This window comes from Nocardia sp. NBC_01327 (assembly GCF_035958815.1).
Lineage (GTDB): Bacteria > Actinomycetota > Actinomycetes > Mycobacteriales > Mycobacteriaceae > Nocardia.
Genome location: NZ_CP108383.1, coordinates 6431376 through 6447284, shown reverse-complemented (window position 1 = coordinate 6447284; position 15909 = coordinate 6431376). Strand labels below are relative to the sequence as shown.

Below are 15909 nucleotides of genomic sequence, written 5' to 3'. Positions count from 1 at the left end.
TACCGGGCGCGGTCATCCGGCCGGCTTGGGGACCAGCGAAAGCCCGTGTGTGCGCATGATTTCGGCGACCTTGGTCATATCGCGTGGACCGGGCGGCAGCCGGCTGAGGTCGCGGTAGTACTCCTCCAGCCCCGGCGGGGAGACGACCGCGACAATGCGGGTCTCCTCCTCGAACGGGTTGTAGAACACGTGGGGTACGTTGCGCGGTAGCAGCATGGACGCACCGGGCGCCAGAGTGCGTGCCACACCGTCGAGTTCGACGACCACCCGGCCCGCTGTGCAGAGGAACAGCTCGTCCTGGCGGGTGTGGATATGGGTGGGCGGTCCGCCGAGCCCCGGTGGCACCACGTACTCGAACAGCGAATACGCACCCCCGGTGTCCGCGCCGTCCAGTCGCAGGTAGATACCGAGCCCGATCGCTCCCATATTCTCGCCGCTGTCGGGCAGCACGAGCGCGGTGTCCGCCCGATCGGCCCGGGTCTGCTCATCCACGTCCACAACCGACTCCTTCATTCGTCGCGGCCGGGCCGCGCGGGGCTGGGCTTCCAGCCTGACTCCGCACCGCATCGAGCCCGGCACATCATCCCTCTGGGAGGAACGGTTGTTTGCGGTTCGCCGCCGGTGCGCCGACGCTATGGTGACCGAAATGTCAGGGGTCCAGTCATGCGAATCGCGATCATCGGCGCCGGCGTCGCCGGTCTCACCACGGCCAAGGTGCTCACCCAGGCCGGTCACGCGGTCACGGTCTTCGAGAAGGCCCCGGATGTCGGCGGGGTGTGGAGCCGGACGCGGCGCTATCCGGGCTTGGCCACGCAGAGTCCCAAGGCGCAGTACTCGTTCTCGGATTTCCCCATGCCGCGCGACTTCCCGGAGTGGCCGACCGGCGCGCAGGTGCAGGAATATCTGGCCGGGTACACCGCTGCTTTCGGACTCGGCGCGAACATTCGGCTGAACACCGAAGTGACTGCGGCACAGTCGAATTCCGATGACCGCTGGACCCTCACCTCGGTATCGTCCACCTCCGGGCCCGTCACCGGGACATTCGATCGCCTGGTCGTCGCCAACGGCGTGTTCTGTGAACCCTCCGTTCCCGCCTATCCGGGGCTCGGCGACTTCCGCGCGGCAGGCGGAATCCTCTGTGCCGGCACGGAATTTCACGACGCCGAGCAGGCGCGCGGAAAGCGCGTCCTGGTTGTCGGGTACGGCAAATCGGCCTGCGATGTCACGGTGCCGATCAGCGGGGTCGCGGTGAGCACGGATGTCATTGCCCGGCAGCTGCTGTGGAAGGTCCCGCGCCGGATCCGCGGCCGGGTCAATTTCAAACTGGTGCTGCTCACCAGGCTCGGCGAGGCACTGTTCCGCTATGCGCGGCTGCGTGGTGTGGAGCGGTTCCTGCACGGTCCGGGCAGGGGGATGCGTGACGGCATGGTCAATTCCCTCGGCACCACCTCGATTCGGCAATTCGGATTGGATACGCTCGGGCTGGTGCCGCCCGGCCAGATGGAGGACATCGTCCGGGGCGCAATCGGTTTGGCCACCGAGGGCTTCTTCGAGAACGTGGCGGCGGGAACGATCACCGTGCATCGCGACCGCACCATCACCCGGCTGCTCGCCGCCGACGGCCGCCCCTTCGCCGAATTGAGCGACGGCACCGTGCTGCCCGCCGATCTGATCGTCTGCGCGACCGGATTCAGCCAGGGCGTGCCGTTCCTGCCCGCCGATGTGCAGGAGCGGATATTCGACGAGCGCGGGAATTTCCAGCTCTATCGCCAGATTCAGCCGGTGCACGTGCCCGGCCTGTACTTCAACGGCTACAACTCGTCGTTCTTCAGCCCACTGAACGCGGAGATGGCGGCGGTGTGGATCGCGGCCGACCTGGCCGGTCTGCTCACGCTGCCGGACGCGCAGACCAGAGCCGAGGCCGTCATCGCTCAGCTCGCCTTTCTCGATGCGGCCACCGACCGCCATCACTGCCGGGGTACGAAGATCATTCCGTTCTCCATGCACAATGTGGACGAGGTGCTCGGCGATATCGGCCTGGACATACCCGCACCGGTCCGCGCCTGGCACTGGCTGGCCCCGATCGATCCGGCCGCCTACCGCAGGATCACCCCGGCGCTGGTCCGGCGTCAGTCGGCGAGCCCAACTCCGAATCGGCTGTCGCGCGGGAGCTATCGCGGCACGGAGTCCACGCGCGGTGCGGCCGCGAAGTAGGCTCGCGACGATGCGGCCGCGGCCATGCAGACCGCGGGCGCGATCCGGTCGGCCCGCACCAGGGCGCTGGGCCCGGAGACCGAGACGGCCGCGACGACGTCGCCCAGGGGTCCGAAAATCGGTGCGGCAACACAGCTCACGCCGACATTGCCCTCCTCCCGCTCGCTCGCCCAGCCGCGTGCGGGGACCGCGGCGAGTTCCCGCAGAATGGCCGTCTTGCTGGTCAGGGTGCGCGGAGTGCGTTGCGGCATAGTGGAATCGAGCACCGCGTCGACCGTTTCCCTGCCGGAGTAGGCGAGGATGGCGCGACCCAGCGCCGAGCAGTACACCGGAACGACGCCGCCGGTCTGGGAGAGCATGGGCATGGGCCGGTGCCCGCTGATCTTCTCCACCACCAGGATTCGGTCGCCCTCGAGCACGCCGAGTTGCACCGTGGTCATCGTGGCATTGTGCAGATCGTGCAGGAAGGGGAGCACGGCCTCGCGCAATTGCAGCCGGATCGGCGCGAGGCTGGCGATCTCGAAAAGCCGGCTTCCGATCCGGTAGCGGTTGCCGAACTTGTCCAGCCAGCCGAGCCCGGCCATCCGTTCCGCCGCCCGGTACACGGTGGAGCGGGGCAGCCCGCAGCGGGCCACCAGGCCGGCCAGGCTCAATTCGCGGTGCGTCACGTCGAATGCCTCGAAAATGGCTGCGGCGCGCTCCAATCCGCTCATCGGCGTATCCCGCGCGCTATCGCTGTCGCCGGGTGCTGTGTCGTCTCGCACGGTGCCGCCGTTTCTCCCAGGGGAACGCTTCGATCACATTCATCCCGATACCAGCCAGGCTAATCCGATGGCAAGCAGCGGAAGCGATTTCCAGGTGGCGGACTTTCTCGGCGCGCTCGCGCAGACCGTGCCGCCCGGTGCGGCACGACCGCTCGTCGTGCACGCCGACCAGTTGACGCCACTACCGGCCGATCAGGTGCACAACCCCACCGCCTTGGCGATCGCCGGCCGGCTTCCGACCGTCACCTTCGAGATCTTCCGGCAGACCATCCCGGCCGGGCTGAGCTCGGATATGCAGCGCCACCACCACGAGACCGTGCACTACGTGATCTCCGGCAGCGGGCACAGCGAGATCGAGGATGAGACCGAGCCCTGGGGGAGTGGGGATTTCATCTACACCCCGCCGTGGACCTGGCACCGGCACTACAACGACTCCGCCACCGAACCGGTCGAATTCCTCACCATCGAGAACTCCCGGCTGCTCGGTGCGCTCGGGGTGGGGCGCAGGCAGAGTGCCGGGCTGGTGACCGTCGCCGAGGCCCGCACCCGATTCGGAAAGGAATCGTCATGAACGCGCTGCCCGAGCACATCGGCATCTGGGGTGAATTGTCCACCACCGCACATGAATTGCACTTCGTGGACGTGGCCGGAGTGCGGACGCGGGTGCTGCGCGCCGGGTCCGGACCGGATCTGATCCTCGTGCACGGCACCGCCGGTCATCTGGAGGCATATGCCCGCGATATCGCGGGTCTGGCCGAGGATTTCCGGGTCACCGTCTATGACATGGTCGGCCACGGATGGTCCGACCTGCCCGATTACCCGTACACGACCGATGTGCTCGCGGCGCACCTGATCGGCCTGATGGACACCCTGGGTATCGAGGCGGCGCATCTGTCGGGCGAATCACTGGGCGGCTGGGTGGTGGCCTGGGCCGCGGCGCACCATCCGGACCGGGTGCGGCGACTGATTCTCAATACCCCCGGCAATATCGCCGACAAGCCGGAGGTCATGGTGAAGATGCGGGAGAGCACCATGGCGGCGGTGCGTGACCCGAATCCGGCCCTCGTGCGTCAGCGGGTCGAATTCCTGTTCCACCACAAGGAATTGGTGACCGATGAGCTGGTGAACCTGCGCCGTGCGGTGTACAGCCGCCCCGGCTTCGTGCGGGCCGCCGAGAACATTCTGGTGCTGCAGGATCCGGTGGTGCGCAAGGACTTCGCCTGGCGGCCCGCATGGGTCGGCAGGATCGGCGCACCGACGCTGCTGCTGTGGACCGACCACGATCCGACCGGCGGTCTCGACGAAGCCGAACTGCTGCTGAACTGGTTGCCCGATGCCCGCCTGCATGTGATCACCGACGCCGGGCATTGGCCGCAGTGGGAGAAGCGCGACGAATTCCTGTACGCGCATCGCGAATTCCTGCTGCTCGGCAAGGATCCGGCATGAGCGAGATAGTCGGCCTGGTGGCCGTTTCGCACTCGCCCTTCGCACACCTGCTGCCACCGGACGGGCCCACCGCACCCGGCGCGCGCTTCCTCGCCGACACCGCGCGAGTCGCCGCGGTCGTGGCCCGCCTGGCTCCCGATGCGGTAGTCCTCATCGGCCCCGACCATTTTCACGCCACCTTCTACGACCTGATGCCGCCGTTTGTGCTCGGCGTCGAACAGGCCACCGGATTCGGTGATTTCGGCAGCCGCCCGGGGCCTGTAGCGGTGGCGGACACGCTGGCCTGGTCGATCCGGCAGCAGGTCACCGCGGCCGGATTCGACCTGGCGCTGTCCTATGCGCTGACCGTGGACCACGGCATCGTGCAGAGCTACGAAATGATCTGCGGCACTGCGGATATCCCCATGGTCCCGCTGGTAGTGAACACCACGGCGCCGCCGCTGCCCACCCTGTCGCGCTGCGCCGACCTGGGCCGCGCGCTCGGCGACGCCCTCCGCGCGGCCGAGCACGCGGACCGGGTCCTGCTCATCGCCAGCGGCGGACTGTCGCACTGGCTGCCGTCCGCGGACCCTCGCGACCCGGACCTCGACCGCGAACGCCGCGCGGGCGTGATCCACGGCGGCCGCGATCCGCACGCCTTCGACGCGGCCCGAGAGCCCCGAATCCGCGCCCTCGGAGGCGATCCGAACGCCCGGGTCAATATCGCATGGGACACCTGGTTCCTGGACCGCCTGCGCCACAGCGACCTGGCCTCGATCACCGCTCTCGCCGACACCGAGCTCGAACATGTCGCGGGCCGCGGCGGCAACGAGATCCGCAACTGGCTGATCGGCGCCGCCGCCGCGGCCGCGCCTTTCGTCTGGACCAGCTACGAACCCGTCCCGGAATGGATCACCGGAATGGGCATCGGAACCACTTTTCCGGTACACCAGCAGAATTCGGCATAGTCGGAAGCGATGCCCAGGTCCGGCAGATCGATCAGTTCACCTCTGTCGTGTGGGGAAGGTCGGTGACCGATGTGCCGACGTGGAGGGTGAAGGCGCCGGGTTCGATCGTCCAGCCCTCGGGTGTCCAGTGTTCGAACGCGCGGCGGGGGAGTTCGATGTCGACGGTGCGGGACTGGCCGGAGCCGAGGGTGACGGCGGTGAAGCCGGCCAGCCATCGGATCGGCCGGTCGATCGTGCTGTCGGGGCGGGACAGGTAGGCCTGGTAGACCTGTTTTCCGGTGCGGGTGCCGGTATTGGTGACGGTAATGCTGGCTTTGCGTCCGGTGACCCGTAGATCGCCGGAAGACCACGTGGTGTAGCCGAGTCCGTGCCCGAAGGGGTACGCGGGTTCGGCGCCGGTGCGCAGCCAGGCGCGGTAGCCGATGTGGATGTCCTCGGTGTAGGTGAGGACGCCCTGCTCCGGTGTGGTGCTCAGGACCGGGACGTCGGCGATGGTCTTGGGCCAGGTGGTGGGCAGGCGGCCGCCGGGTTCGGCCACTCCGGTGAGGACATTCGCGAGCGCATCGCCGAATTCCTGACCGGGGAACCAGGTCAGCAGCACCGCGGCGACGTCCTCGCGCCACGGCATCTCCACCGGCGCACCGGAATTGACCACGACGACAGTGCGCGGATTCACGGCCGCGACCGCGGCGACGAGTTCGTCCTGGCGGTCGGGCAGGCGCAGCGAGGTGCGGTCGGTGCCTTCGCTCTCGATCTTCTCGCTGGTGCCGACCAGGACCACCGCCACGTCGGCGGTGCGCGCCAATTCGACGGCGGCGGCGAACTCTTCGTCCTTGGGCCGCTGTGGACGATCGATGCCCAGCAGGAAGGCCAGCAGGACGCCGAGTCCGGGTATGGCCTCGGGGACCGCGATCGTGAGACGCAGGTCGACCTCCTGTCCGGCGGCCAGGATGCGGGCCACCGACCGCTGCGGTGGTTCCAGCAGCGCCGCGACCGGATCGCCCGCGGCATCGACGACGTTCTCGTCGATCGCCGGGGTCCCGTCGATATCGAGTCGCACCTCGCCGGTGCCGCCGAAGCCGAGCTGCCATTCGCCCGCAATATCGGCGCGCAGCCGCGCATGCATTTCGATATGTGTTGCACGGGTGGCCAATTCGTCACCGAGCAGCACCATGTGGGCGATGCTGCGATGCCGGGCGCCGATCTCGGTGGCGCCGTCGAAGTAGCGCACCCGCACTCCGGGCGTTCCGATCTCCGGATCGGTGATCAACTCTGTCGGTGCGGCGATCAGCCCTTCGATCAGGCGGACGCCCGGTGTATGCGTCACGGGCAGCACGGCCCGCAATCCGGCCAGCGGAGTGCTGATGTGGGTCGGGAATACGGTCGCACTGCCGCCGCCCATGATGCGCGGTTCGGCCGCGGACGGTCCGAGCACCGCGACCGTCGTGCCCGGGCTCAGCGGGAGCGTTCCGTCATTGCGCACCAGCACCATCGACTGCGTCGTGAACCGCCGCACCAGATTCCGTGCCTGGTTGTCGGTGAAATCCTGGGTAGGCAGCGGAGTTCCGTCGAGCGCGCCGACACGGGTGGCGAATCGCAGTATGCGCCGGACCTTTTCGTCGATCGCGTCCTCGGAGACCGTCCCGGCGTCGAGCGCGGCCAGCAGCGGCTCACCCCACAGCATCGGCGGGCCGGGCATGCAGAGATCGGTGCCCCCGGAGGCGGCCTCGGTGGTCCGGACGGCGCCCCAGTCCGAGACCACGACGCCGTCGAATCCCCATTCGCCCTTGAGGGGTTCGTCCAGCAGCGGGTTGTCCGACATGGCGGCGCCGTTCACACCGTTGTAGGCGTCCATGATCATCCAGGCGCCGGCCTCGACCGCGCGCTCGAACGGGTAGAGGTAGAGCTCGCGCAGCGCGCGGTCGGAAACCTGGACGTCCACGCTGAAGCGTTCGGTCTCGGAATCATTGGCCACGTAGTGTTTCGGGCACGCGCTCACCCCGTTGTCCTGGACCGCGCGCACATACGCGGCGGCCATCTCGCCCGTGAGCACGGGGTCCTCGGAGAAGGATTCGAAGTGCCGCCCGCCCAGGGGTGAGCGGTGCAGATTGATGGTCGGTCCCAGTACCGCGTACACGTCCTTGCGCCGCGCCTCGGCGGCGATCAGCGCGCCGATCTCGATGAGCAACTCCGGATCCCATGTCGCGGCCACCGCGGTGCCCGACGGCAGGCTCACCGAGGGATCCGGCTCGTCCATGCTCTCCCCGCGCACCCCGGACGGTCCGTCCGAGATCGGCATCTCCGCGAGCCCGATGCCGGGATCGCCCGCCAGCCGGAACAGACCGGCTCCGGAGATGAGTCGTAGCTTCGCCGGTAGGTCGAGCTTGGCCAGCAACTGGTCGATGCGGTCGTCCATATGCGGGTGTTCCCCTTTCAATTGATATTGCTCTGCTGGTCGGACCAGTGCGCGTTGTGCTGGAATTCGCCTGTGCCGGAGACGAAGACGCTGTGCGCCTGCGAATCGCCGGTCAGCCGGTCCAGGAGCCATGCGGTCACATAGCCGAGATAGCCGTCGACACCGTCATTGCAGCCGAAATTGGTGCATCCGGGCTGACCCTGAATGTCGTTGTGGCTGGCATTGATCAGCGCCGCCCGGGCCTTCGGGATCGATGCGGGCAGCGCGTTGTAGACGTCCTGCATGGCGTTCCCGCTGGGCGAATCGGCCGAGGTGATGGGGTCCGCGGTTCCGCTGACGAGCAGCACCGAGTTCGAGATCTGACCGGTGGGGACATGACAGGAGTTCAGGTCGAGGACACCCGGCGGCATGCTGTCGCACAGCCCCTGGCCCGGCATCTCGAGGGTGACCGTTGTTTTGACGAGGCCGTTCGAATGAGCTGCCGCGTTGAGAGCGCCGAGCCCGCCCTGGGAGTGGCCCATGGTGGCGACCGCGGAGGTGTCGATCTTCCCGTAGAACTCGCTGTTCGGATCGCTGTTCTGCTGGGTCAGGAAGTTCACGCCGTCGAGCATCTGCGTGCCCGAACCGGTATTGGTCAGGTCGGGGGCGATCACCACGAAACCCCAGGAGGCCAGGTGCGACAGCAGGAAGTCGTACTCCCTCGGATGCGCCCAGGTGCCGTCTCCCCAGGTGATGACCGGATGGCGGGTCCCGCTCGCGCCCAGATCCGCCGGGTACCAGATATCCCAGGCATCTCCGGTGGAACTGCAGCAGTCGGTCCCGGCGCGCTTGGCTACCGGATGGGGACCGGCCGCGTGATAGGTGGCTTCGACCGGCCCGCCGGGCTGATAGTCGGGTGCCGCCTGGGCCGGGGCCACGGCCGAGATCGCAGCGCAGGAGAGCGCGATTGCCGCTGCGACGGTATGGACACGGCCGCGCTGCCGTGTGGATTTTCGACTGCTGTCATTCACGAACGCAGACGTTATGGCCGTTATGACTGGTCCGGGCCCATCCGCAGCGTTCTGCAGACAGTTGCAGACGGCGGATGCGGTCGGACGTATTCTGGCGAAATACTCGATCCGGGACGAACCGGTCGGCCTGCAGAGAGGCGGGGCGCATGACGGAGATCGGGCGTGCGCTGCGCACCGCGCGGATGGCGGCCGGGCTGAGTCTGCAGGGCATGGCCGCGCGGACGAACTATTCGAAGCCGTACCTCGGGCAGCTGGAAACCGGTGCCCGGATTGCTCGCGTCGAGCATGTCACCGCCTACGAGTCGGCGCTCGGCATATCGCTGAGTCCGCTGTACGCGCAGATGCCGATGCCCGCGCGGTCCGAGGGTGAGCTGTCGATCGAACTGGCGTCGTTCCTGGTGCCCAGCGCTCTTGCCGGTGGCGCGGAAACCGGGTTCACCCTCGCGGAACTGGGTGCGGCCGAGCGATTGGCGAGGTGGGCGCGCGGGCTGCAGTGGTCCGAATCGACACCGCCCCGGCGTGCGGTCATCGACTGGCTGGAGGCGAATCTGCCGCGCCTGCACCAGCTCTCGCCGGGTGCGGGCCGCGCCGAACAGGCCCTGCGCGCCGGTGCGGAACTCGCCGATATCGCCGCCGCCATGTCCTGGGATATCGAGGACACCGACTCGGCCCGCCGGTATTACCTGGGTTCCGCGCGCCTTGCGCATATCGCCGGTGATGCCAGCCTGGTCGCGGCCGCCCTGGCCGGATTGGCCATGCAGTACCTGGACCAGGGCCGTCCCGCGGACGGGCTGGAGGTGGCCCAGCTGGCGCAGTACGTCGCCCGCCGGTCCGCGAGTCCGCGATTGCGCGGCACGCTGGCACATCTGCAGGCCACCGCGTACGGCATCGTCGGCGACACCACCGCGTTCGAGCGGGAAACCGCCTACGCCACGGAATGTCATCTGGAGGCGGCCGCGAGCCCGCCCGCGGATACCCCGGTCGACCGGAGCCTGACCGCATTGAATCTGAGCTTCCTGCTCGGACCCCGGCGCACCTGGCCGAGCCGGGGCAGGCAATCGGAACTGCTCGGCCCCAGTTACCGGCATCTGGTCGCGACGCGTCCGCGGCTGGCCGGTGCGGCCTTCGGCATGGATCGAACTCCCCTGCCCGGCAATATCGTTCCACCGGTGATGACGGTGACCTCCACCGCCCGACTGCATTTGATGCTGGGCGAACCGGACCGGGCGGCCGAACTCGCCGGAGTCGCCCTGGAATTGGCCGGACCGCGAGCCGGTGGTCGTACGGCGGCCCGCCTGCGCGACTTCCAGCACGAATCACTCGAATTCGCCGCGGCGTCCGCCGATATTCGAGAGGTGCGCACCGCGATCGCGGACATCACGATCAACCACTGAGCCGGAGGCAGCACCCGATCGAGCCGGAGGCAGCACCCGATCGAGCCGGAGGCAGCACCCGATCGAGCCGGAGGCAGCACCCGATCGAGCCGGAGGCAGCGCCCAGTGCGGTGCTACCCGAGCCCGGTGCGCTGGGCGAGCAGCAGTCCGATGAAGCCGATCTCCTGGCTCTGGGTGCTGACCATATCCCGCGCGGCCAGTTTGACCGGACCGCCGGTGAGCAGCGCATCGGCGGTCTGGGCCATGGCGACGCCGCCGAAGTGGTGGCGCTGCATCAGTTGCAGGAAAAGGATTTCCGCATCACGCCCGGATGCCGCGGACAGGGCGTCGAGTTCGGCGGGGCTCGCCATTCCGGGCATGGTGGTCGCCGGGCTTGCGGTCATCGGCGCTGCCTGATGCCCGTGGACCATCATGGATGTGGCGGAGTCGTGCATCCATGCCATCGGGTGCGGATCGGTGGGCACGGCATTCGCGAGTCGCAGCCAGCCCAGCATCATGCCGATCTCGACCCGCTGATTGTCGGCGATCTGCTGCGCGAGTCGGCGCACCGTGGGGTCGGCATCGGGACTCAGCCGTTGCACCATGATCAATGCCTGCTGGTGGTGGGCGAGCATATCCTGCGTGAATCCGATCTCGGTGGCATCGAGAATCGGTGTGGGGGAGGGGTTTTCGGAAATGAACAGGGGCCGTGCCGAGGCGCCCAGCACCAGCAGGAGCAGTCCCAGCGAGCCGAGCGCCGCGGCGGTTATCCAGTGGTGCCGTGCCGGAAATCTTCTCATGTGCTTCTCTCGCCTGGTCCTGACCACGTCGAAATAACGTAACAGGCTACTATGTAATGGTGACTTCGGATAACCAGCCGCGCCCTGGTCGGCCTCGTGACGGGGATAAGGACCTCGCGGTGCTCATTGCCGCCCGGCACCTGCTTGCCGAGGTGGGCTACCCGCAGACGACCGTGGTCGCGATCGCCAGACGCGCCGGGGTGAACACCCCGGCGATCTATCGGCGCTGGCCGAGTCGGCAGGCCTTGCTGGAGGAGGCTATTCACGGTCCGGGGGGTCATCCGCCGCCGGAGCCGACCGGTGATCTGCGCGCCGATCTGGCCACCTGGGTGCGGATCTTCCTGGTGCGCGCCGAAAGTCCGGCCGCCCGCGCGGGTGTGCCCGGCCTGCTCGCCGATTCCCAGACCGAGGAGGCGCGCCGCCGACTGCTGGCCATCGGCGCTCCGGCCCGCAAGGCCTTCGCCGAACTGCTCGGCGGCGCGGTGGACGACGGCCGCATACCGCCGGGCGCGGATTCCGAATTCCTGTTCGAGATCCTTTCCGGCACAACCACATTCCATGCCCTGGTGCGCGGCGGTGGGGAGTCCGGCGCATTCGTGTCCAGCCTGGCCGACGCTCTCTACGTGATGGCGTCCCAGGGCGTGGCCGCCCGCCACACCTGAGGCCGAGCGATGGAAGGTACCGCGGTGATGGCTTGGTCACCGGTTGTTCCCGGTGTGGCGCAACAGGTCTGGACGGACATACTGCGCCCGATCGCGCGGGATTTGCGCAGGAACGCTCCGGCGCTCACCCAGCAGGCGGTCGACCGTATGCAGGCTGAGATGGGTGCGCTGTTTCCCGATGCGCAGGCCGTCGAGGAGAGCCGGGGCAGCATTCTCTCGCATGTGGTCCAGCTGGCCGAGACCATGGAGAATGCCAGTGACCCCAGACGATTCGTGCTCCCGGAGCCGGGGTTGTCGCTGATCAGATCGCGAGTGCGGCGCCGGGTGCCGCTCTCGGAGATCATGCGGCTGTACCGGATGGCGCAGGAACGGGTGTGGCAGTGGATGTTCGCGGGCATCACCACCGCCGCGCGGAATGCCACGGAGTTGGCAGACGCCCTGGAACTGGCCACCGGCTGGCTTTTCGCCTATACCGACGGGGCGATGATCCGGGCCGAGCGGGCCTACGAAATCGAGCAGGAAGGCTGGATGCGCAGCGCCGCGGCGGCTCAGGCGGCGGCGATCGCCGATATTCTCGCCGAACGCGAGCGCGATGTGGCGCGGGCATCAACACGCCTGCGCTACGAGGTGAACCGGCATCACGCCGCGCTGGTCGTCTGGGTCGAGACGGTCCCCGACTGCGGCGACCCGCAGGGACTGCTGAGCGAGGCATTCGCCGGGCTCGCCCGCCGGCTCGGCGCCGAGAGCACCTTCACACACCATCTCAGCGCGCTGATTCTCGCCGGATGGGCAAGCACCCGTGATCCGTTCGGCCCTGAGACGGTGGAGGAACTCGGCCGGGTCGAGAACCTCCCGCCGGGTGTCCGGGTGGCCTTCGGCGAACCCGGCCACGGCCTGAGTGGTTTCCGGCGCGGTCATATCGATGCCGAACACGCGCGCCGGGTCGCCGTTCTGGTCGGCGCTCGTGCCGAGCCTGTGACCCGCTATCGGGACGTCGCCGTCGCCGCACTCTGCACCGTCGATCCGGCGCAGGCGCGGGCCTTCGTGACTCGGGTGCTCGGGCCCCTGGCAGCACCGGAGGAGAACACCTTCCGGCTGGCCATGACCCTGGCGGTCTATCTCGAGGAGAACCGCAGCCGCCGTCGTGCCGCCGATCGGCTGACCGTCCATCCGAATACGGTCAGTTATCGCGTGCAGCAGGCGGAGTCGATCCTGGGTCGCGGCGTCGACACCGGACTGCTGGACCTGCAGGTCGCATTGGCGATCTTGCCGTCGTTATCGGGGCTGACCGCCCTACCCGTCGCAGATTTGTGACCCGAGCACAGTTTCCGCCGAAACATTGTCGTCCGGCCACGAGCCGTGGGTATCCGGCTCACCTACGGTGACGTGCGGCGGCCCCTCGGCCGCCATTCCTGCCGGAGGGGCACGCCGCGCCCCTCCGGCGGGGCCTATGGCAAATCCCCAGCGGGGCAGGCGATTCGGGAGCTCCGATGATCAATGCAGTGACGATGGACGACCACCCGCTGACCCTGACCGCTGTCCTCGAGCGAGCCGAACGGTTCCATGCGTACCAGGAGGTCGTCACTCGCCGACCCGATGACAGCATTGCGCGAACCACGGTGGGTGCGTGCGCTCTTCGAGCTCGCAAGCTGGGCACCGCCCTGGCGGTTCTCGGGATCGGGGACGGTGATCCGGTCGCGACCCTGCTGTGGAATCAGGCCGAGCTGCTGGAGCTGTGCTTCGCCGTCCCCGCCATGGGAGCGGTCCTGCACACTCTCGATCCGCGCCGGAGCGCCTATGAACTCGCCGCCATCGTCCACGATGCCCGGGACCGGGTCATCGTCGTCGACGAGTCGCTGCTGGAGGTTTTCGAAAGCTTCCGGCACGGGTTCGACTTCGAGCATGTGATCGTGGTCGGCCGGAGCGGGTCTGCCCCGGCGGGAATGCGCGACTACGAGACGCTCATCGCCCGCGCGGCGCCCATGACCTAGCCGGAGATCGACGAAAGACGCTCCGCCGCACTGTGTTACACCATCGATTTCGCCGGTCTCCCACAGCGCGCATTCTGTTCGCACCGCGCACTGGTACTGCAGTCGCTGGCCGTCGCGCTACCGGATGAGCTGGGTGTCTCCGGACGGGACACCCTGCTGCCGACAGTGCAGATGTTCCATCCCGATGCCTGGGGATTGCCCTTTGCCGCGGTGATGGTCGGTGCGCGAATCATCCTGCCCGGACCGCCGCTGGACCCCTTCGGATTGCTGGATCTGTGTGCCGCCGAAGGGGTTACGGTGGCGGTGAGCGAGCCGCACGTGTGGATGGCACTGCTCGGGACACTCGATATCGCGCCGCGCCGGTGGGATCTGAGCCGGCTCGGGCGGCTGATCGTCGTCGGAACCGTGGTGGCGCGCAGCATGTTCGACGGATTCGAGCGGCACGGCCTCCGACTGCGTCAAGCGTGGGGGATGACCGAGCCGGTCCCGCTGGGCAGCGTCCACCGGATCGTGCCGGACCTGTGTGTCTCGGTGGCGGTGGAGCGACCGGGCGCCCGAGATTTCCGGATATTCGATCAGCGTCTCCTCTGACGAGGACCGATCGAATGCCCGGAGCAGACACGGTGGAACTGGCGCCACCGTGAAGACCCGGACCCGGGTGGGAGCGCGGCCCACCCGGGGACGGTGTCAGGAGCCGACCGTCGAAAGTTGGTCGGCGGGAGGGGAATACACGTCCGGTGACAATTGCAGGGTCAGAAAGCCATTGTCGGCGCAGGTGGCCCACAGCTGCGAGCCGTGCCATTCCGGCGGGGACATGCACCAGTCCGTGGACAGATCGCCGAAGGCCACCTGTCCGCTGCGAGAGCTCAATGCCTTCGCCGGATCGAACGCGCCCTGATTGAGGGCCTGCATGACCGACGGCGCACTGAGCAGCGGAAGTCCGATAATGGAGGCCAGCGCATGCGGCGAGTTCCACAGCTCGGTGTTGTGCCCGGTGCGCGCGCCCGGGTTGTAGTACGCGATCTCACGGACATGGAGCGGATCGCGCACATCGAAGACCCGGATGCCCGAGGAGATCCAGCCGCAGGCCAGCGCCGTCGGATGCACGATCGGCGGCGCAGTAGTGCGAGTCGTAGGAGAAGATCGAGCCGCCCATATCGGAAGCGATTGCCCCGGCCCGGTTTTCGATCAGATTGATCTCCAGCTTGATCGAATTGACCACGCGTGGGCGACTGTCGTCGGAGATGTCGATAACCTTCACACCCCCGGATCCGGCCTCGTCGGCGGCGAAGACATAGGGCTTGCCCCGATAGGTGACCGGGATGGCGTGCTGTGTCGCCCACCCGTCCGTCCAGGTGGTCTGCGACAGCACCGGCACCTGCGGATCCGGATCCCGGCGCTGCACAGCGCTGGTGTCGAGCACACTCATCCCGCCCATATTGTTCGCCAGGTACATGCGATTGCCGTCGGCGCTGAAGCCCATGCCGTGCATGGACGAGCCCGGCATGCCCTGCCAGATGACATGCGGCTGCGACGGATCGGTGAGGTCCACCGCGCTGACGATGCCGGGGATGACCCCCGAGGACCAGTAGGTCCTGCCGTCCGGCGAGAACCCGCCCTCATGGCCGGTCAGCGGAACAAGCATCGACAGATCGGTGCCGGGTCCGGGATTGAGCAGGACGGGATGCGCGCAATCGGAGACATCGTAGATGGCGATCAGGCCGTACCCGGTCATTGCCGGAACCCCGACGCCTACCAGCAGCTTTCGCGTGGCATTGACCTTGAGGCTCTCCCAGGTACCGGCCAGCATGGCCGGGGCGGTGAGCGTATCGGTGAGTACCGGATTCGCCGGATCGGACACGTCGATCACCTGCACGCCATTGGTGGGCCCGACCATATCGCCCGGAAAGAAGCTGCCCATGTACGCACAGTGATCGAAGCTGGTCGAGGTGATGCCGCCACCGCGCCCGGCATATCCGCCCAGGCGAACGATATTGCAGCTGTATCCGGCCGTGCTGCGTCCGCTATCGCGGTCGGCGGCCGAGACATCGCCCTGCAGGCCGGTTTCGGCGAGCGCACCGTCGCCGCAGTTCGCGCGGGGGACAGCGGTATTCGCGATGTCGTCCAACTCCTGTACCGAGTCGGGGGAGCTGAGCGGTGGTTGCGCGAGTCCGGTGCCCATGGGGAGCAGGACCGCGGCCGCGGTGATGACCAGATAGCGCCGGGTGCGGCGGGCTGGGAGAACTCTCATGTCATGCCCTCGTCGATGAGGGCGCCTTCCTGTTC

The 15909-nt window shown here is 67.9% G+C and carries 12 protein-coding genes and 2 pseudogenes; 8 read left to right on the top strand and 6 right to left on the bottom strand.

What is annotated here, in order from left to right; all coding sequences use genetic code 11:
- Positions 1-12: 12 nt before the first annotated feature.
- Complete coding sequence (locus OG326_RS29670) at positions 13-498, bottom strand: cupin domain-containing protein (protein ID WP_327140429.1); 486 nt, start codon at positions 496-498, stop codon at positions 13-15.
- Between the two features lie 165 nt (positions 499-663).
- Between OG326_RS29670 and OG326_RS29665 the strand changes: the two genes are divergently transcribed.
- Positions 664-2214 carry a flavin-containing monooxygenase gene (locus tag OG326_RS29665; protein ID WP_327140428.1) on the top strand — a complete coding sequence of 517 codons (1551 nt, stop codon included), beginning with the start codon at positions 664-666 and terminating at the stop codon, positions 2212-2214.
- Here OG326_RS29665 and OG326_RS29660 read toward each other — a convergent pair.
- Positions 2172-2927 carry an IclR family transcriptional regulator gene (locus tag OG326_RS29660; RefSeq protein WP_327140427.1) on the bottom strand — a complete coding sequence of 252 codons (756 nt, stop codon included), beginning with the start codon at positions 2925-2927 and terminating at the stop codon, positions 2172-2174. The genes OG326_RS29665 and OG326_RS29660 overlap by 43 nt on opposite strands.
- Positions 2928-3045: 118 nt before the next feature.
- Between OG326_RS29660 and OG326_RS29655 the strand changes: the two genes are divergently transcribed.
- The 3 genes from OG326_RS29655 to mhpB are packed head-to-tail and all read left to right on the top strand — an operon-like array spanning position 3046 to position 5371.
- Positions 3046-3549, top strand: coding sequence for a cupin domain-containing protein (locus OG326_RS29655; protein WP_327140426.1), 504 nt, complete (start codon positions 3046-3048; stop codon positions 3547-3549).
- On the top strand, positions 3546-4424 hold the full coding sequence (locus OG326_RS29650; protein WP_327140425.1) for an alpha/beta fold hydrolase: 879 nt from the start codon (positions 3546-3548) through the stop codon (positions 4422-4424). The genes OG326_RS29655 and OG326_RS29650 overlap by 4 nt, the downstream gene beginning before the upstream one ends.
- A complete protein-coding gene (mhpB, locus tag OG326_RS29645) occupies positions 4421-5371 on the top strand; it encodes a 3-carboxyethylcatechol 2,3-dioxygenase (RefSeq protein ID WP_327140424.1) in 951 nt (316 codons plus the stop codon). The genes OG326_RS29650 and mhpB overlap by 4 nt, the downstream gene beginning before the upstream one ends.
- A gap of 31 nt (positions 5372-5402) precedes the next feature.
- On the opposite strand, the gene OG326_RS29640 is transcribed toward mhpB, so the two are convergent.
- Both OG326_RS29640 and OG326_RS29635 read right to left on the bottom strand, forming a co-directional pair.
- A complete protein-coding gene (locus tag OG326_RS29640) occupies positions 5403-7787 on the bottom strand; it encodes a glycoside hydrolase family 3 C-terminal domain-containing protein (protein ID WP_327140423.1) in 2385 nt (794 codons plus the stop codon).
- A 17-nt stretch (positions 7788-7804) separates the two neighbouring features.
- Entirely contained in the window at positions 7805-8797 is a 993-nt protein-coding gene (locus OG326_RS29635; protein WP_327140422.1) for a poly(ethylene terephthalate) hydrolase family protein, read from the bottom strand.
- Positions 8798-8943: 146 nt separating this feature from the next.
- Here OG326_RS29635 and OG326_RS29630 point away from each other — a divergent pair, with 146 nt between their 5' ends.
- A complete protein-coding gene (locus tag OG326_RS29630; protein ID WP_327140421.1) occupies positions 8944-10191 on the top strand; it encodes a helix-turn-helix domain-containing protein in 1248 nt (415 codons plus the stop codon).
- Between the two features lie 113 nt (positions 10192-10304).
- Here OG326_RS29630 and OG326_RS29625 read toward each other — a convergent pair whose 3' ends face one another.
- Positions 10305-10970 carry a DUF305 domain-containing protein gene (locus OG326_RS29625; protein WP_327140420.1) on the bottom strand — a complete coding sequence of 222 codons (666 nt, stop codon included), beginning with the start codon at positions 10968-10970 and terminating at the stop codon, positions 10305-10307.
- Between the two features lie 59 nt (positions 10971-11029).
- Here OG326_RS29625 and OG326_RS29620 point away from each other — a divergent pair, with 59 nt between their 5' ends.
- The 3 genes and pseudogenes from OG326_RS29620 (at position 11030) to OG326_RS29610 (ending at position 14214) form a co-directional block, all read left to right on the top strand.
- Positions 11030-11632, top strand: coding sequence for a TetR/AcrR family transcriptional regulator (locus tag OG326_RS29620; RefSeq protein ID WP_327140419.1), 603 nt, complete (start codon positions 11030-11032; stop codon positions 11630-11632).
- A gap of 27 nt (positions 11633-11659) precedes the next feature.
- Complete coding sequence (locus OG326_RS29615; protein WP_327140418.1) at positions 11660-12946, top strand: PucR family transcriptional regulator; 1287 nt, start codon at positions 11660-11662, stop codon at positions 12944-12946.
- A gap of 176 nt (positions 12947-13122) precedes the next feature.
- Positions 13123-14214: pseudogene (locus tag OG326_RS29610) on the top strand (AMP-binding protein).
- Between the two features lie 96 nt (positions 14215-14310).
- Here the strand turns inward: OG326_RS29610 and OG326_RS29605 are convergent.
- A pseudogene (locus OG326_RS29605) lies at positions 14311-15874 on the bottom strand (LVIVD repeat-containing protein).
- Between the last annotated feature and the right edge of the window lie 35 nt (positions 15875-15909).